Source organism: Simplicispira sp. (genome assembly GCF_028687295.1).
In the GTDB taxonomy this organism is placed as follows: Bacteria; Pseudomonadota; Gammaproteobacteria; order Burkholderiales; family Burkholderiaceae_C; genus Simplicispira; species Simplicispira metamorpha.
The window spans coordinates 31034-46841 of record NZ_JAQUAL010000007.1 but is presented as its reverse complement, the minus strand read 5'-3'; the positions used below and the strand labels follow the sequence as shown (position 1 = coordinate 46841).

At 67.3% G+C, this 15808-nt stretch carries 16 protein-coding genes, 1 other RNA gene and 1 riboswitch; of the genes, 5 read left to right on the top strand and 12 right to left on the bottom strand.

Annotation, left to right across the window (positions count from 1 at the left end; genetic code table 11):
- From PHX69_RS01875 to PHX69_RS01830, 10 genes are all read right to left on the bottom strand, one after another.
- A partial coding sequence (locus PHX69_RS01875) for an aminotransferase class I/II-fold pyridoxal phosphate-dependent enzyme (protein WP_288042098.1) occupies positions 1–1028 on the bottom strand: 1028 nt, incomplete at its 3' end.
- Positions 1021–2118: an adenosylcobinamide-phosphate synthase CbiB gene (gene cbiB, locus PHX69_RS01870; RefSeq protein ID WP_502958458.1), complete on the bottom strand. Its 1098-nt coding sequence runs from the start codon at positions 2116–2118 to the stop codon at positions 1021–1023. The genes cbiB and PHX69_RS01875, both read right to left, overlap by 8 nt.
- Entirely contained in the window at positions 2111–2821 is a 711-nt protein-coding gene (bluB, locus tag PHX69_RS01865; RefSeq protein ID WP_288042096.1) for a 5,6-dimethylbenzimidazole synthase, read from the bottom strand. The genes cbiB and bluB overlap by 8 nt, the downstream gene beginning before the upstream one ends.
- Positions 2822–2824: 3 nt before the next feature.
- Positions 2825–3394 carry a cob(I)yrinic acid a,c-diamide adenosyltransferase gene (gene cobO, locus PHX69_RS01860; RefSeq protein WP_288042095.1) on the bottom strand — a complete coding sequence of 190 codons (570 nt, stop codon included), beginning with the start codon at positions 3392–3394 and terminating at the stop codon, positions 2825–2827.
- Positions 3395–3461: 67 nt separating this feature from the next.
- Positions 3462–4298 (bottom strand): ABC transporter ATP-binding protein, encoded by an 837-nt coding sequence (locus tag PHX69_RS01855; protein ID WP_288042093.1) that lies wholly within the window; start codon positions 4296–4298, stop codon positions 3462–3464.
- Between the two features lie 106 nt (positions 4299–4404).
- Positions 4405–5628, bottom strand: a complete 1224-nt coding sequence (locus PHX69_RS01850) for a FecCD family ABC transporter permease (protein WP_288042092.1) — start codon at positions 5626–5628, stop codon at positions 4405–4407.
- Positions 5625–6578, bottom strand: a complete 954-nt coding sequence (locus tag PHX69_RS01845; RefSeq protein ID WP_288042107.1) for an ABC transporter substrate-binding protein — start codon at positions 6576–6578, stop codon at positions 5625–5627. The genes PHX69_RS01850 and PHX69_RS01845 overlap by 4 nt, the downstream gene beginning before the upstream one ends.
- 161 nt (positions 6579–6739) lie before the next feature.
- A complete protein-coding gene (locus PHX69_RS01840) occupies positions 6740–7357 on the bottom strand; it encodes a bifunctional adenosylcobinamide kinase/adenosylcobinamide-phosphate guanylyltransferase (protein WP_288042090.1) in 618 nt (205 codons plus the stop codon).
- Positions 7354–8709 (bottom strand): cobyrinic acid a,c-diamide synthase CobB, encoded by a 1356-nt coding sequence (locus PHX69_RS01835; protein WP_288042089.1) that lies wholly within the window; start codon positions 8707–8709, stop codon positions 7354–7356. The genes PHX69_RS01840 and PHX69_RS01835 overlap by 4 nt, the downstream gene beginning before the upstream one ends.
- A gap of 27 nt (positions 8710–8736) precedes the next feature.
- Positions 8737–10605: a TonB-dependent receptor domain-containing protein gene (locus PHX69_RS01830; protein ID WP_288042087.1), complete on the bottom strand. Its 1869-nt coding sequence runs from the start codon at positions 10603–10605 to the stop codon at positions 8737–8739.
- A 78-nt stretch (positions 10606–10683) separates the two neighbouring features.
- Positions 10684–10934, bottom strand: a riboswitch (cobalamin riboswitch).
- A 32-nt stretch (positions 10935–10966) separates the two neighbouring features.
- Between PHX69_RS01830 and PHX69_RS01825 the strand changes: the two genes are divergently transcribed.
- The 4 genes from PHX69_RS01825 to PHX69_RS01815 all read left to right on the top strand — a co-directional run bounded on the left by PHX69_RS01825 (position 10967) and on the right by PHX69_RS01815 (position 12673).
- The gene (locus PHX69_RS01825) at positions 10967–11185 is read left to right on the top strand and encodes a DUF904 domain-containing protein (protein ID WP_119013320.1); all 219 of its coding nucleotides are present in this window, start codon (positions 10967–10969) and stop codon (positions 11183–11185) included.
- Complete coding sequence (locus tag PHX69_RS01820; RefSeq protein WP_288042086.1) at positions 11182–11529, top strand: cell division protein ZapA; 348 nt, start codon at positions 11182–11184, stop codon at positions 11527–11529. The genes PHX69_RS01825 and PHX69_RS01820 overlap by 4 nt, the downstream gene beginning before the upstream one ends.
- Positions 11530–11578: 49 nt before the next feature.
- A non-coding RNA gene (ssrS, locus tag PHX69_RS16185) (6S RNA) lies at positions 11579–11758 on the top strand.
- A gap of 99 nt (positions 11759–11857) precedes the next feature.
- Entirely contained in the window at positions 11858–12673 is an 816-nt protein-coding gene (locus PHX69_RS01815) for a sulfite exporter TauE/SafE family protein (RefSeq protein WP_288042085.1), read from the top strand.
- A gap of 27 nt (positions 12674–12700) precedes the next feature.
- Here PHX69_RS01815 and PHX69_RS01810 read toward each other — a convergent pair whose 3' ends face one another.
- Positions 12701–13417 (bottom strand): sulfite exporter TauE/SafE family protein, encoded by a 717-nt coding sequence (locus tag PHX69_RS01810; protein ID WP_288042083.1) that lies wholly within the window; start codon positions 13415–13417, stop codon positions 12701–12703.
- Positions 13418–13422: 5 nt separating this feature from the next.
- Positions 13423–14805: an oxygen-independent coproporphyrinogen III oxidase gene (gene hemN, locus PHX69_RS01805; protein WP_288042082.1), complete on the bottom strand. Its 1383-nt coding sequence runs from the start codon at positions 14803–14805 to the stop codon at positions 13423–13425.
- Between the two features lie 218 nt (positions 14806–15023).
- Here hemN and fnr point away from each other — a divergent pair, with 218 nt between their 5' ends.
- Positions 15024–15746: a fumarate/nitrate reduction transcriptional regulator Fnr gene (gene fnr, locus PHX69_RS01800; protein ID WP_119013315.1), complete on the top strand. Its 723-nt coding sequence runs from the start codon at positions 15024–15026 to the stop codon at positions 15744–15746.
- Positions 15747–15808: the final 62 nt, after the last annotated feature.

The window sequence follows — 15808 nt, the reverse complement described above, 5'->3', positions numbered from 1 at the left end:
CCGGGCAAACCGAACGAGGCACAGTCGCGCACCTTGATGCCCTGCGCGCGCAGGTGCGCCAGCAGCGCGGGCCAAGCTGGGGAGGAGGCTTCCGTGCCAGCCTCTGCACAGGCCAGGTCGCGGGCCACGGGCGCTAGCACATCGCGCACGCACAAGAAGTTGGCCACGCTGGGCAGCACCGTCCAGCCCAGTTGCTGGCACAGGGCGATCTGCTCGGCTTTCCAGGCGCGCAGGGTGTGCAGCGCGCTGGCCATCCAGTGCTGGCTGGCGTCGTCGCACCAGGCGTGCAGCATGGCGGCGCCGTGTGCGCCCAGCGGCCACGAGGGACACAGCGCTTGCAGCGCCTGCACCGCCGCCTCGGCGCCCACAGGGGCGATGGCGTAGGCGCCGCGCACGCCCGTCAGCCCCAGGGCCTTGTTGGGGCTGAAAAGCTGCCAGACACACTCGCGCTCGGCGCTGGTCAGCGCAGGCTGGCCCAACAGGCGCAGCGGCGCATAGGCGCAGTCGAGCACGCCCACGGCCTGCCCTGGCGCTGGCCCGCATGGCCCCGCCCACGCTGACAAGCCCTGCGGCGCGTGGCCCAGCGGGCTGGCCGGATCGCAGGCCCAGAGCAAGCGCGGGGCGGCGGGCGCAACGCCATCGGCCAGCGCAGCAGATGCAACGCTATCGGCTGGTTGCAGCCGCACCTCCAGCCCCCAGGCTTGCGCGGCCTGGCGGTAGTCGCCGTAGGCATGGGGCGGCAGCAGCACCTGGCGCACGCCCTGGCGCGCAGCCCAGGCGGTGATGCGGAAGATGAATTCACTGGCACTGGCGGCCAGGGCAATGCGCGCGGGCGCCACGCCGTGGAAGGCGGCCAGCCGCTGGCGCAGCGCGGTGTAGGCCGGGTCGGGGTAGCGGCTGGCGTCGGCCTGCTGCACAGCGGCCAGCGCGTGCGGGCACGGGCCGCACGCGTTGCTGTTGGTGGAAAAGTCGTAGCGCGCCGCGCCCTGCGCATCCGTGCCGCCGTGGACGGGCAAACCATCAAGCATGGCGCATTCCGTTCATAGCTATCAAAACAAGAGCTGCCAGCGCGCACCCCGCCAGGGCCAGAGCCACTTTAGATACCATTTTCTGTGCCCGCTGCGCATCCTGCGGCGTGGGCGCGCGGCCCTCGGCGTGCAGGCAGTAGGTGCCCGGCTTGGACAGGCGCACGCCCAGCGCCAGCGCCATAGCGGCCATGGGCCAGCCGCTGTTGGGCGATGGCGTTTTGCGCGCCTCCTGCGCCAGCGCGCGCAGCGGCACGCCGCCCGCCACCAGCGCCAGCAGCAGCGCCGTGATGCGCGCGGGCAACCACGACAGCACATCGTCGGCGCGGGCGGCCCATTTGCCCGCCCATTCCCAGTAGCGGCCATCGCGCTGGCTGCGGTAGCCCCACATCGCATCGGCCGTATTGGCCAGGCGGTACAGCGCAGCACCGGGCAAACCAGCCACCACAAACCAGAACAGCGGCGCCACCACCGAGTCGTTCAAGTTCTCGGCCAGCGATTCGATGGCGCTCTGGCGCACTTCGTCGGCGCTGAGCTGCGTGACATCGCGGCTGACCAGCCAGGCCAGGCGCGCACGGCCCGCGTCCAGCGATTCGGCCAGCGCGGCCTCGACGGCGCGCACCTCGCTTTGCAGCAGCGCCAGCGCCATCAGCGGCTTGAGCAGCAGGCCCAGCAGCACGCTGGCCAGCAGCAGGCGCAGCACGTCCCGCACCAGCGTGGCGCCCAGCAGTCCCACGCCGGGGCCTTCCAGCGTGTCGCGCGTGCAAGCCATCAGGGCCAGGCCGGGTGCGGCGGGCAACGCGGCCAGCACCGCCGCTTGCAGCGCCACAAAAGCTATCAAAATAATAGCTGCAAGCGCGCACCACGCCAGCGCTCCAAGCCAAAAAGACTTCCAATCTCGTCCGGTGTCGGCAACTGGGGCCACGCGCTGGCCTGCCCAGCCCAGCGCCTGCCCCATCCACACCACCGGGTGCCAGCGCACGGGCGGCTCGCCCAGCAGGCGGTCGGCCACCAGCGCCACCAGCAGCGCCAGGGGCACGGTGGCCCCGCCCAGCGCCCACGGGGGGGCGCACCAGCCCAGCCACTCAGACACCGGCGGCTCCGGCGGGTGGCTCGGCCCACAGCGCGCTGGCATGGCCCCAGGTGTTGTCAAACACCAGTGATTCCAACGGCGCGCGCTGCGCCCAGCGCTCGCGCTGCAACATCGGCTGGTCGTAAAACGCCTGCACCGGCCCCAGGCACAGCAGGGCGATGGGCTCGGCACCTGCGGGCAGGCCCAGCAGCTGCGCCAGCGCCAGCGGGTCAAAAATCGACACCCAGCCCATGCCCAGCCCTTCGGCGCGCGCGGCCAGCCACAGGTTCTGGATGGCGCAGCTGGCCGATGCCACATCCATCTGCGGCAGGGTGCGGCGGCCAAACACATGCTGCTCGCGGCCATCGGCCAGGGCCACCACCAGCAACTCGGCGGCCTCCAGCACGCCCTGCACTTTCAGGCGCATGAATTCTTCCTGGCGCTGGCCCAGCGCCTGCGCGGTGCGGATGCGCTCTTGCTCGACCAGCGCGTGCAGCGGCGCGCGCAAGGCGGCATCGGTGATGCGGATAAAGCGCCAGGGCTGCATGAAGCCGACGCTGGGCGCGTGGTGGGCCGCCTCGAGCAGGCGGCGCAGCACCTCGGGCGCGACGCTGCCACCGCTGAAGTGGCGCATGTCGCGGCGCTCGTGGATGGCGCGGTACACGCCGCGCTGCTCGGCCTCGGGGAAGGCGTGCGCGGGCGGTTCGGGCTCAGGGCAGGCCATGCCTCAATCCTCAATACCGCGCTGTGCCGGAATGCCCGCTTTGAAGGCGTGCTTGACCAGCGTCATCTCGGTCACGGTGTCGGCCAGTTCGATGATTTCGGGCGGGCAGCGCCGGCCCGTGAACACCACATGCACGTCTTTGGGGCGGTTGCGCAGCGTGTCGAGCACGCCGTCCAGCGCCAGCCAGCCGTAAATCAGCGGGTAGGTGATTTCGTCCAGCACCACCAGAAAATACTCGCCCGAGAGGATGGCGGCGCGGGCTTTTTCCCAGCCGTCGCGGGCCAGCTGGGCTGAGTGTTCGAGGTCTTGGCTTTTCCAACTGAAGCCGTCGCCCAGGCCCTCGATGGGGATGCCGATTTTTTCGAACATGCGGTGTTCGCCAAAGCGTGCGGTGGGCACTTTCATGAACTGGTAAATCTTCACGGCCTTGCCGCGCCCGTGCGCGCGCAGCGCCAGACCAAACGCGGCTGTGCTTTTGCCTTTGCCGTCGCCGGTGTTGACGATGACCAGGCCCCGGCGCTCGCCTTCGGGTTTGTCGTAGGGCTTGTCTTGGGGTGGGGTTTCGATCTGCATGGGGACTCCAAAAATAGGTGCGTGTGCGTGTGCGGTTCAGTGCAATGCGATGCGGGTGCGTGTCGATTCAGGCCGACACAGGCGCTGCGGCGCTGGGCGCGGGCGCTGCTGGCCGCTCCAGCCGGGGCAGCGCCAGCCACATGCCGGCGGCCTGGGTGATGGCGATGCGCTGGTCAAACACCTGCTCCAGCGCGCGGTGGGTGGCGGCGTCTTGCGTGCTGCCGTGGTGGCGCAGGCGCCCGGCGGCCAGCACGGCCACGTCGTCGGCTTGCAGGGCAAAAGAGACTTCGTGCAGCACGCTGACCACGGTGTGGCCGTGCGCCACCAGCTCGCGCACCAGCAGCAGCCAGTCGGCCTGGTGGGGCGGGTCGAGGTTGGCCAGGGGCTCGTCCATCAGCAGCACCTGCGCCTGCACGGCCAGGGCGCGCGCCAGCAGCACGCGCTGGCGCTCGCCACCCGAGAGCTGACCCAGCGCCCGCGTGCGCCAGTCCCAGGCCTGGGTGGCGCGCAGGGCCTGCTCGACGGCGGCGTGGTCGGCGCTGCTGGGCGGGGCCAGCCAGGCCTGGTGCGGCAGGCGCCCGAGCATGGCCACGTCGTACACGGTCAGGTCGTCGGCGGCGCTTTCGTTTTGCCCCAGCCACGACAGCGTGCGCGCGCGCTCGCGGCGGGGCCAGTCGGCCAGCGCGCGGCCCAGCAGCTGCACGCTGCCGGTGCAGGATTGCAGCCCGGCCAGCACGCGCAGCAGGGTGGATTTGCCCGCGCCGTTGGGGCCGACGATGCTCGTCCAGCGCCCCGGCGCCAGCGCCAGGTGGATGTCGTGCAGGATGGCGCACGGCCCCATGTGGGCCGTGATGGCGTGGGCGCTGAGGGCGCTGGCGGGCGCAGCAGAGGGGCTGCTCACCATGGGCGCCACCGCAGGTACATCGCCGCGCCAAATTTTTGGCTTTTTTGACCTATAGCCCTTGTGTGGCGGGCGCTAGCAGCTATCAAAATCATAGTCGTGGTGTGCATTACAAGCCCCCTGCCCCGGTGCGCCGGTGCATCAGCCAGAGCAAATAGCCGCCGCCCAGCACCGCCGTGAGCACGCCCACGGGCAGCTCCTGCGGGGCGATGAGGCCGCGCGCCAGCAAATCGGCGCTGGCCAGCAGCACGGCGCCCATCAGGCTGGCCAGCACCATCAGGCGCTGGTGCGGTACAGGGGCCACGGCGCGCACCAGGTGCGGCGCGGCCAGGCCGACAAAAGCGATCAATCCGGTCTGCGCCACGGCAGTGCCGGTGGCCAGCGCCAGCACGGCCACCAGCGCGGCACGCAGCGGCGCCAGCGGCAGGCCCAGGCTGTGGGCGGTGGATTCGCCCAGCGCCAGCCCATCGAGCACGCGCGACAGCGCCAGCGCCGCCAGCAGGCACAGCAGCCACACGCCCGCCATCAGCAGGCACGATGTCCAGCCCACAAAGCCTGTGGAGCCGAGCAAAAACGCCTGCATGGCCTGCATGGCATCGGGCGAGAGCAGCAAAATCAGCGACGTGAACGCCCCCAGCACCACGCCCACGATGACGCCCGCCAGCAGCAGGCGCAGCGTGTGCTGCACGCCGCGCGCCAGCACCAGCGTGAGCAGCACGGCCAGGACGGCGCCCACAAACGCCGCCCCGGTCAGCCCCAGGCGCACCAGCCAGTGGCTGGAAAACACCGACACGGCCACCGCCGCCCCTGCGCCGCCCACCAGCGCGTTGCCCCCACCCATCAGCGCCAGCGCCGCCGCCACGCCCAGCGAGGCGCCCGAGGCGCTGCCCAGCAGGTACGGATCGGCCAGCGGGTTGCGAAACAGCCCCTGCGCCACCGCGCCCGCCAGCCCCAGCAGCGCGCCCGCCATCCACGCGCCCAGGGTGCGCGGCAGGCGGATATCGGTGACGATTTGCCAGGCCATGGCGCGCTGGGCGCTGGCGGTGGGATCAGCGGCATCCAGGCTGTGCGGCCACAGCCAAGGCCAGAGGTTTTCCAGCCCCATGCTGCCCACCGCGGTGCCCAAAGGAATCAGCAAGGCGCTGGCGCCGAGCAACACCCACACCAGCCAGCGCCCGCGCACGATCACGGGGTGGACGGAAACACCCGGTGCGCCCGTACTTGCCAGATGCGCACGCGCACTGGCACCACGGGACGTTGCGCCTGAACCAGCGCTAGCGCCCGAAGTGGCCTCGGCACGGGCGCCCTCGCCCAAGGAAAGAGGCTGGCTCATCGCGCAGGCACACCCGGGGCCGTGCTGGCAGAAGCCGCAGCGGATGCACCCTGCCCCGCTTGCACCGCTGCACCGGCACGCAGCGCCTGCGGCCGCGGCGCCTTGTCACTGAGGCAGCGGGCCATCAGGCGGGCGCCTTCGGCCATGCGCGGGCCGGGGCGCACCAGCACGTCGGATTCGGTGGGCGTGAACACGCACAGGCGCTCTTGGCGCAGGGCCGTGAGGGCATGCCAGCCGGGGCGCTCGGCCAGGCCCTCCACGCTGCGCGCGCCCACCATGATGATGTCGGGGTTGGCGCGCACCACAAACTCGGGGTTGAGCTTGGGAAACGGCCCCAGCGCGGCAGGCAGGATGTTGCGCGCGCCCAGGCGGGTGAGCGTCTCGCCAATGAACGAGCTGGCGCCCGCGCCGTAAGGCCCCCGGTTCACCTCAAAGTACACCCGCGCGCCGCGCGCTTCTGGCGGCACCGATTGCGCCGCCGCCTGCACCCCGGCATCGATCACGCGCCAGACGCGCTGGGCATCGGGCACACCCAGCACCTGGCCGACCTTGCCCAGCACGCGCTGCACATCGGCATGGCTTTTGGGCTCCAGCGCCACCACGGGCACGCCCAGGGCTTCGAGCCGCGCCGCTGCGCGCGAGGAGGTGGCCATCAGCACCACCTCGGGGCGCAGGGCCACGATGGCCTCGATGTTGGGGTCGAGGCCACCGCCCACCTGGGGCAGTTGGGTCAGGTGGGCGGGCCAGTTGGAGTAGCGGTCCACGCCCACCAGGCGCTGGCATTGCTCCAGCGCGCACACGGTTTCGCTCAGCGAGGGCAGCAGACTGACGATGCGCTGGGGCGCGCGCGGCAGCACCACGGTGCGCCCCCGGTCGTCGATGACGCGCACCGGCTGCGAAGCAGGCGCCTGGGCAAGCGGTGCTGGCGGGGCAGACGGGACCTGCTGCATCTGCTGCACCGACTGGCCGGGCTGCGGTGACTGGCTGGCCTGCCTGGGCTGGCCCGACTGCGCTGGCGGCAGCGGCTGCGCGTTGGCCAGGCTGAACATCAGCAGCAACAGACCCAGCAGCACGGCCACCACGATCAGGATGCGCTTGGGCGGGGTGGGCTTCATGCGGTGTCTTTCAGGGTCAGCGGCAGGCCCGCCGCCATCAGGGTGACGCGCGCGCACACCTGGGCCATCTGCTGGTTGAGCTGGCCCAGCGCATCGACAAAAGCGCGCACCTCCCGGCCCAGGGGGATGACGCCCAGGCCAATCTCGTTGCCCACCAGCACCACGGGGCCGGGAGCCTGCGCAATCGCTCCTGAAAAGAGAGCTGCTTGCGCTTTCCACGCGGGGACTGGAGTCGGATTTGGCTCTGAATTTTCTGCCAGCGGCAGCGCTGCGCTATCGGCGGGCATCAGCCAGTTGGTCAGCCACAGCGTCAGGCAGTCCACCACGATCAGGGTATGCGGTGTGCTCTCGCGCTGGAGCACGGCGGCCAGGTCGAGCGGCTCCTCCAAGGTGGCCAGACCGGGCACGCGCGCGGCGCGGTCGCGCTGGTGGCGCTGGATGCGCGCGCGCATCTCGTCGTCCCAGGGCTGGGCGGTGGCAATCAACAGCGCACTGTGCTGCGGCGACTGGGCCAACCAATCGCGCGCCAGCAACTCGGCACGGCGCGATTTACCGCTTTTTTGCCCGCCCAGAATCAGCTCGCTGCGGGCAATGGGGCTGGGGGTGGCCGTCATGCAAATGCGCCCAGCAGCGCGGCCACGGCGCGCGGGTGGGAGGCAAACCAGGCGTGGAAGTAGCTGGCCTGCACGCTGGCGTGGCGGTACAGCGCTTCGCCCTTGTCGGCCTGCGCGGGCTGGCCCGGGCGGCTGCTGCGCGCCAGCTCGGGCATGGCGCTGTCCAGCCGCGAGTAATGGAAGGTGTGGCCGCGCAGCAAGCCCTGGTCGGTGGCCAGCTGCTGCATGCCCAGCCCGGCCAGGCGCGGCTGCAAGGTGGCGCGCCCGGGCAACAGGCCCCACAGCGGCTGGAACTGGCCGTCGCGGTCGGTAATGCCTTCGCACAGCGCCACCATGCCACCGCATTCGGCCCAAACGGGCAGGCCAGCGGCGATGTGCGCACGCAGGCCGTCTTGCAGCGTCTGGTTGGCGCGCAGGGCTGGCGCGTGCAGTTCAGGGTAGCCGCCGGGCAACCAGACGGCATCGCACACTGGCAAGGCATCGCCCGCCAGCGGCGAGAAAAATGCCAGCCGCGCGCCCATGGCCTCCAGGCAATCGAGGTTGGCCGGGTAGATGAAGCTGAAGGCGGCATCGCGCGCCACGGCCACGGTGCGCCCTTGCAGCCAGGGGCCGGGGGGCTCGTCGGCGGCGATGTCGGGGCCGGGCGCGGGAAACTCCACGGCCCAATCCTGCCAGTCGGCCCAGGAGCGCTGGCCCAGCGCGGTGGCGGCCAGCGCATCGGCGGCAGCGTCCAGGCGCTCTAGGGCATCGTGCAGCTCGTGTGCGGCCACCAGGCCCAGGTGGCGCTCGGGCAGCAGGGATTTGTCCGGGCCCTGCTCCACCCGCGCCAGCGCGCCTTGCCACAGCGCGGGCTCACGCAGGCCAGCGCGCAGCAAATCAGCGTGGTGCTGGCTGGCCACGCGGTTGGCCAGCACACCGGCCCAGCGCAGGCCCGGCTGGTAGTGCACCAGCCCATAGACCAGCGCGCCAAACGTTCCCGCCATGGCCGCCGCATCGACCACCGCCAGCACCGGCACACCCAGGCGCGCGGCCAGATCGGCGGCGCTGGGCGTGCCATCGAACAGGCCCATCACGCCTTCGATGAGGATCAGGTCGGACTCTTGCGCGGCGGCGTGCAGGCGCGCGGCCATGTCGGCGGGGCCGGTCATCCAGCCGTCGAGCTGGTGAACCGGCGCACCGCTGGCCAGCTGGTGCCAGTGCGGATCCAGAAAATCCGGCCCGCACTTGAACACGCGCACGCGCCGCCCCTGGCGGGTATGCAGGCGTGCCAAGGCAGCCGTGACGGTGGTTTTACCCTGGCCCGATGCCGGGGCGGCAATCAGCAGGGCGGGACAGCGGGGGGTGGCGGTCATGGTGCGGCGGTGCTTTGCGGGTTCAGGTCACTGGGGCGCCCACTTCAGGCCCACATAGAACGTGCGGCCTGCGGTGGCGTAGGTGCGCGCCAGCTGGTAGTCCTTGTCGGCCAGGTTGTCCAGGCGCACCAGCACGGTGTAGTCGCGCGCCAGGCGGGTACTGGCGTACAGGTTGACCAGCCCATAGCCTCCCAGCACCCGGGTATTGGCCGCTTCGTCAAAGCGCTGGCCCGATGCCTGCACCTCGGCGCCCAGCGTCCAGCCAGCCCATTGCGTGTCGGCGCCCAGCGTGGCGTGGCGCTTGGCGCGGCGGGCCAGTTGCTTGCCGGTGGCGGTATCGCGCGGGTTTTGCAGGTCGATGGAGCCGCGCAGGTTCACCCCAGCGATGCGGTAGGCGCCCGCCAGCGTCACGCCTTCATAAACGGCACGGGCGGTGTTGCCGTAGCAGCCCCAGGGGGAAACGCAGCTGCCCGCAGCACCGTAGGCAATCAGGTTGCGCACGCGGTTGCGGTAAGCCACCACCGAGAAGGTGTTGCTGCCCTGGGCCCAGCGCAGGCCGATTTCAGCGTTGCGGCTGGTTTCGGGTTGCAGCGATGCCAGGCCGTAGTCACTGAAACGGTGGTAGAGCGTGGGCGCCCGGAACGCCGTGCCCACCGAGGCCGTAGCGCGCCACTGTGGCGTGATGGCATAGCCATACGAGACGCTGCCCGTGCCTTTGCCACCGAATTCGCTGTCGGAGTCGTGGCGCGCGTTGAGCTGCACCGTGTGCGCACCGGCCTGGTAGCCATATCCCAGGGCCAGCGCGTCTTGCGATCGGCTGCGGTCAATGGGGGCGTTGGTGAGGTGGTCTTCGCGCCGTTCCAGCGCAGCGGTGAACTGGTGCGCGCCATAGCGCCATTCGTTCTGGAGCAGGTAGCCGCGCAGCTTGGTTTCGGTCAGGTAGGACGAGGGCGAGGTTTCATACTGGTCACGCCCATCGGTGACGGACAGGCGGGTTTTGTAGTTGGCACTCCACTGCGCCTGCCAGTGCAGGCCCAGGGCATGCAGCCGGTGCTGGTTGCGGTCGTCCTTGCCCAGGCCGTTGTCGTAACCGCTGTTGATGTCGTTGGCCAGCAGCGTGCCCTCGATGCGGTGGGCAGCATTGATTTGCAGCCCCAGGCGCGCGTTGCCGGAGGTGGAGCGGTAACCATCGGCATCGGGGTTTTGCCCGGCGATGGGGCGGGCGTTGAAGCCATCGCTTTCATCCCGTGCAATGCCCAGGGCGTAGTCCAGCGTGCCGTTGGCGCCGCTGATGCCAGCATCCATCTTGTACGTGCCCCGGCTGCCCACGCCCACGCCCACGTAGGGCGCTACACCCGCTTCGCCCCGGCGCGTGAAAATCTGTACCACACCGCCCAGCGCGTCCGAGCCATACACCGCGCCTGCCGGGCCGCGCAGCACTTCAATGCGTTCGATCAGCGACAGCGGAATGGCCTCCCAGCCAGCACCACCCGTGGACTGCGAATCGATCCGCACGCCGTCGATATACACCGCCGTGAAGCGCGACTCGGCACCGCGCAAAAACACGCTGGTAGTGGTTCCAGGGCCGCCATTGCGCGAGATTTCCACGCCGGGCAAGCGCGCCAGCACATCGGCCAGGCCGGTGGCGCCGCTGGCCTCGATGGTTTCGCGGTCCACGATGGACACATCGGCCACCAGATCGGCCAGGGGCTGGGGCGTGCGCGTGGCAGCCACCACCACATCGGCCAGAGACGGTGCGCGCAGGTTCTGCGCCAGCAAGGTTGCGCTGCCCTCTTGCGCGTGGACAGTGCTGGCGGTCAGGGCCGCCAGTGCCAGCACGCCAAGGCGCAAGTTCAAGGGCACGGCCAGGCGTGCGGGAAGTGGAAAATTCTTCATGGGAGTCAGAGCAGAGAATGACCCGTGCCGGCTTCCCCGCCGACATTGGGCAATACGACAGCACGGCCCCCAAGGGCACGCACCACCACCGTGTTGGCCGGTATCCGGGCTGGCGGCGCGCTCTCCAAAGCCTTCCCAGGCGCTTGTTCAAGGCACCCAGTGACTGTGTGATGGAGAGTGAATCAAAGGATTCGGCCGCTGACCGTTGCGGGGGCAGCGCAGGCTGGACGGTGACTGTGACTGTGGCTGGCACTGGCACCGCGTCCCTGCTTCCCGTTGAACTGCGGCCTGTGAACCACGCCGCGAGCACCAACGGCGCGGATTCTACGGCGCTTTGGCCTGCAACCCTACAATTGCGGCCATGGCCTCTTTGCCCCCCATTGAACAAATCGCCGAGCGTGTAGAGCGGCTGCTACTGCGCCTGGCAGAGCTGCAGCGCACCAACGCACAACTGGCACAGCAGGTGGCCGCACTCACGCAAGAGCGTGATTCCCTCAAGTCGCGGCTGCAAACGGCGCGTGCGCGCGTACAGGCCCTGACACCGCCCGCAACCCCTGTCCCGAAAGACGACGCCGAATGAAGCAAATCGAGGTGCAGATCATGCAGCAAAGCTACTTGCTGGGCTGCCCCGAAGGGCGCGAAGCGCGCCTGCTTGAGGCCGTAGAACGGGTGGACACCGCCATGACGCGCATCCGGGACGCAGGCAAGGTGCGCTCGCGTGAGCGCATTGCGGTACTAACGGCACTGAACATCGCCTTCGATCTGGCCGACCGCGAAGCCAACGACCTGAGCGCCGCCGCGCAGGCCGCTGCCGCCGAACATGCACAACAGCCCCCCGCCGATCCACCAGAGCACCAACAGCAGATAGCCGCATTGCTACAACGCCTGGACGATGCGCTGGGCGGTACACCCCAGAACCCCTGACGACGGCACGGCTGCACGCCTGCAACACCGCGCCAAACCCCTACAATGGCGGCGTCTGCGGTGCTGCCGGGCTTTATATTTCCTTGAACCAATGCTCATTGAGCCCGGGCTTGGTACATCGGCTGGTGAGCGTGATCATCTCGCGTCAGATGAACCCAACGCCAGCCTGCCCTCGCCCACCTGAACCCCCGGTTCAGGATGCCGGTCCGGTGGCACTTGCAGACACCTGATTTACCGCTGGGCTGGCGCCGCTATTGGGCCGCCACGTCCCACGGGCCAAAACTTCCTCCCCAGCATCTTCTTCAGGCCCCTGTGTGGCCCTTGCTCCATGCTCAGCTCTGTTTTGATAGCCCAACTCGTGGCGCTGGGTCTGGCTACCGGTTTTCTGGCAGGCCTGCTGGGTATTGGCGGCGGCATGTTGATGGTGCCGTTTCTGACCTACTTTTTGGGCCAGCACCAAGTGGCACCCGATTTGGCGGTCAAGATGGCGATCGCCACCTCCATGGCTACCATCATGTTTACCTCCTTGTCGAGCGTACATGCCCACCACCGGCGCGGCGCCGTGCGCTGGGATCTGGCGCTGCGCCTGGCGCCAGGCATCATGCTGGGCAGTCTGGCTGCCAGCCTGGGGGTTTTTGCCTGGCTCAAAGGCTCTTTTCTGGCAATTTTCTTTGGCCTGTTTGTGGGGTTTTCTGCGTTGCAGATGTTCAAGGACCGCAAGCCTGCGCCCTCACGCCAAATGCCCGGCACCGCTGGCCAATTGGCCGCAGGCAGTGGCATCGGTTTTCTGTCGGGCCTGGTGGGCGCGGGCGGGGGCTTTGTCAGCGTGCCCTACATGACCTGGTGCAACGTGCCCATCCACAACGCCGTAGCGACCAGCGCTGCGCTGGGTTTTCCGATTGCGCTTTTCAACGTGCTGGGCTACGTGGTAGCGGGGCAATCGGTACCCGGGCTGGCTGATCATGCTTTGGGGTATGTCTGGCTCCCCGCATTGGCTGCGATTGCCACAGGCAGCATCTTGACGGCTCCACTGGGCGCACGGGCAGCGCACCGCCTGCCAGTTCGCCAACTCAAACGGGTTTTTGCCAGCCTGCTGCTGTGCCTGGCGGCTTACATGTTGTGGAAAGGCTACGCAGCAGCCTGAATACCATGCACGTGGGCCAACCCACGCTCATTGGCACCACAGCTCGGGGCCGTGGACGGCGCCCAACCACAGGGCCCACACTGCCACACCGCACAGCAAAGCCCCTGCCAGGCGCGTGCCTCCACCATCGTATTTGGCATTCAGACGGTCACGAATCCGTAACCAGACCCAAGGCCCCGCCAACAGCCACAACCCGCTGCCCACAGCAAACAAGGCCATGGTGACTGCACCCTGGAGCGCTCCGCCGCTGAGCGAGGCAACCAGCAAAGCCGAATACAACAGGCCGCATGGCATCAGCGACCACAAAAAACCAGCAGCAAAAGCCCCCCCTGGCGCTGCCACCACTGGGCGTACACGGCCCCAGACAGCACGCCCGGCAGACTCTACCCAGGCGGGTTGGCGAGCCTGCGCCACCATCATCAAGCCCCACGCCAGCACCAGCACATGCAACATCGTCCAGGCTGGACGCAAGGCAGCTGCTTGCACCGTCAACCAGGCCAGGCTCTGCATGGCCATGGCGGCCAAAGCCCCGACACTGGCATATCCCAGCAAGCGGCCCAGGTGGTAAGCCCACAGCCGCCGTTGCTGTCCCCCCCGGGATAGTGGGCGCAGAGGCTGCTCTACTGGCGCTGTGCTACCGCCTTGGCCAGTTACTACACTGCACGGCGCAGCGCACATGGCAAGACAATGGGGCCCACCCACGAGCCCCATGATCAAAGCAGTCCAGGCAACAGAAAAAAGCATGAGGCCTAGATGATGCGCGAAAACCGTGTACGGTTGCGGTCAGCCTGCAAATACCGGTCAAAGACCATGGCAATGCCGCGCACAAAATACCAGCCCATATCGGTAACGCGTGCACCCTCGGCATCCAGCACTACCAGCCCTTGGTCGGCCATGTCCTGCAACTGCGCCAGTTCCGCTGAGAAATACTGCCGGAAATCAATCAACCAAGCCTGCTCCATGGACTCGAACAACAGCTCACCCTGGCACATCAAGGCCATGATGGCTGCGCGGCGCACCAGATCGTCGCGCGTCAAGGCCAGCCCACGCACGATGGGCAAACGCCCTTGGTTCAAGCGGTCGTAGTACTCATCCAGTGTCTTGGCGTTCTGGCTGTAAGTAGCGCCCACACGGCCAATAGCGGACACCCCCAGGCCAATCAAATCACAATCGGGCTGGGTGCTGTAGCCTTGGAAGTTGCGGTGCAAACGGCCCTGGCGTTTGGCAATAGCAAGTGCATCCGTGGGCAACGCAAAGTGATCCATGCCCACATACACGTACCCAGCTTGGCTGAAAGCATCGAGCGAACTGGCCAACATGCCGACTTTGGCAGACGCAACGGGTAAATCAGCGCTGATGATGCGCCGCTGTGGCTTGAAGCGATCAGGCAAATGCGCATAGGCATACAACGCAATGCGGTCTGGACGCAATTGCGCTACCTGCGCCAGCGTGCGGTCAAACGAGGCGCTGGTCTGGCGCGGCAATCCGTAAATCAAATCAATATTGACCGACTCAAATCCCAAGGTACGCGCTGACTCTACCAACGCAAACACCTGCTCAGCAGGCTGGATACGGTGCACCGCTTTCTGCACTTCGGGATCAAAATCTTGGACGCCAAAGCTCAACCGGTTAAAACCCAACTGCGCCAGCAACGCCAGCCGCTGTGCGTCTACCGTGCGAGGATCGACTTCAATCGAATACTCCCCACCGGGCGCCAGCGTGAAGCTGCTTTTGAGCAGCGCCATCAGGTCGCGCAGGCCATCGTCCGACAAAAAAGTGGGGGTGCCACCGCCCAGGTGCAACTGACTGACGACCTGACCTTTGCCGCAGTGCGCCGTGTGCAAGTCGATTTCGCGTGCGAGATAGCGCAAATACAGATCCGCACGATCTTGGTGCTTGGTGATGATCTTGTTGCATGCGCAGTAGTAGCACAGGGACTCACAAAACGGAATATGCACATAGATAGACAAAGGCAGCGCTTTTGCAGCGGTTCCCAGTCTGCGCTGTTGCAGGGCGAGCACGTAATCGCCATCACCAAAAGCCTCGACGAACCGATCAGCCGTAGGGTAGGAGGTGTAGCGCGGCCCGGGCACATCAAACCGGGTCAACAATTCAGGGGAAACAGCGGTCATTGGAACGTCCTTGTGTGCTGAAACACTGTGCCGGAAACCACCACCAGCCTCCTTGACCTTGATCAAGCAGCCTCCCAAAAGCGGATTGGCACTCACCGCCGAAGGGATGGGTGATAATTTGATACATGTCAGCCGCCCACCGCACTTCCATGGCCCTTCATCTTGGCGCCGTTGATGCGCTTGACCCTCAGCCTGATACTGGACACGTGTCTGCCCACATGACCCCACAAACCATCAAAGTCGCCTGCTCCAACTGTAATCTGCGAGAGCTTTGCATGCCACTGGGCCTCAATGACGATCAACTCAAACGCATTGATGACATCGTGGCCACACGGCGCAAGGTCAAGCGTGGGGGCACGCTGTTTCGCAATGGTGAGTCGTTCACGTCGCTTTATGCCATTCGCACCGGTTTTTTCAAAACCTGCGTGGCCACAGAAGACGGGCGCGACCAGGTTACGGGCTTTCAGATGGCCGGCGAGGTGATAGGCCTGGATGGCATCGTCAATGACCACCACACTTGTGACGCCGTGGCACTGGAAGATGCCGAAGTCTGCGTGATGCCGTTTGACCGCATCGAAGAACTCTCGCGCGAAGTCACAGCCTTGCAAAGCCATGTGCACAAGATCATGAGCCGCGAGATTGTGCGCGAACACGGCGTCATGCTGCTGCTGGGCAGCATGCGTGCCGAAGAGCGTCTGGCGGCTTTTTTGCTGAATCTGGTGCAGCGCCTGCATGCGCGGGGCTTCTCGCAATCAGAGTTGGTGCTGCGCATGACGCGCGAAGAAATCGGCAGCTACCTGGGCCTCAAGCTCGAAACGGTGAGCCGCACTTTCTCCAAGTTTGTCGAAGAAGGTATCGTCGAGGTCAAGCAGCGCCACGTGCGCATTCTCAGCACTGACGCACTCAAAGGCATCGTCAATAACCAGCAAGCCTGCCACTGACCATGCACGGCACGGCCAGCAACAGCAGCCGACGTGACAAGGTGACGCACAAAAAAAGCCAT

Excerpts from the sequence above, each read along its gene's own strand:
- bluB (WP_288042096.1), bottom strand. The coding sequence starts at position 2,821 with ATGGCCTGCCCTGAGCCCGAACCGCCCGCGCACGCCTTCCCCGAGGCC.
- cobO (WP_288042095.1), bottom strand. The coding sequence starts at position 3,394 with ATGCAGATCGAAACCCCACCCCAAGACAAGCCCTACGACAAACCCGAA.
- PHX69_RS01855 (WP_288042093.1), bottom strand. The coding sequence starts at position 4,298 with ATGGTGAGCAGCCCCTCTGCTGCGCCCGCCAGCGCCCTCAGCGCCCAC.
- PHX69_RS01850 (WP_288042092.1), bottom strand. The coding sequence starts at position 5,628 with ATGAGCCAGCCTCTTTCCTTGGGCGAGGGCGCCCGTGCCGAGGCCACT.
- PHX69_RS01845 (WP_288042107.1), bottom strand. The coding sequence starts at position 6,578 with ATGCAGCAGGTCCCGTCTGCCCCGCCAGCACCGCTTGCCCAGGCGCCT.
- PHX69_RS01840 (WP_288042090.1), bottom strand. The coding sequence starts at position 7,357 with ATGACGGCCACCCCCAGCCCCATTGCCCGCAGCGAGCTGATTCTGGGC.
- PHX69_RS01835 (WP_288042089.1), bottom strand. The coding sequence starts at position 8,709 with ATGACCGCCACCCCCCGCTGTCCCGCCCTGCTGATTGCCGCCCCGGCA.
- PHX69_RS01830 (WP_288042087.1), bottom strand. The coding sequence starts at position 10,605 with ATGAAGAATTTTCCACTTCCCGCACGCCTGGCCGTGCCCTTGAACTTG.
- PHX69_RS01825 (WP_119013320.1), top strand. The coding sequence starts at position 10,967 with ATGGCCTCTTTGCCCCCCATTGAACAAATCGCCGAGCGTGTAGAGCGG.
- PHX69_RS01820 (WP_288042086.1), top strand. The coding sequence starts at position 11,182 with ATGAAGCAAATCGAGGTGCAGATCATGCAGCAAAGCTACTTGCTGGGC.
- PHX69_RS01815 (WP_288042085.1), top strand. The coding sequence starts at position 11,858 with ATGCTCAGCTCTGTTTTGATAGCCCAACTCGTGGCGCTGGGTCTGGCT.
- PHX69_RS01810 (WP_288042083.1), bottom strand. The coding sequence starts at position 13,417 with ATGCTTTTTTCTGTTGCCTGGACTGCTTTGATCATGGGGCTCGTGGGT.
- hemN (WP_288042082.1), bottom strand. The coding sequence starts at position 14,805 with ATGACCGCTGTTTCCCCTGAATTGTTGACCCGGTTTGATGTGCCCGGG.
- fnr (WP_119013315.1), top strand. The coding sequence starts at position 15,024 with ATGACCCCACAAACCATCAAAGTCGCCTGCTCCAACTGTAATCTGCGA.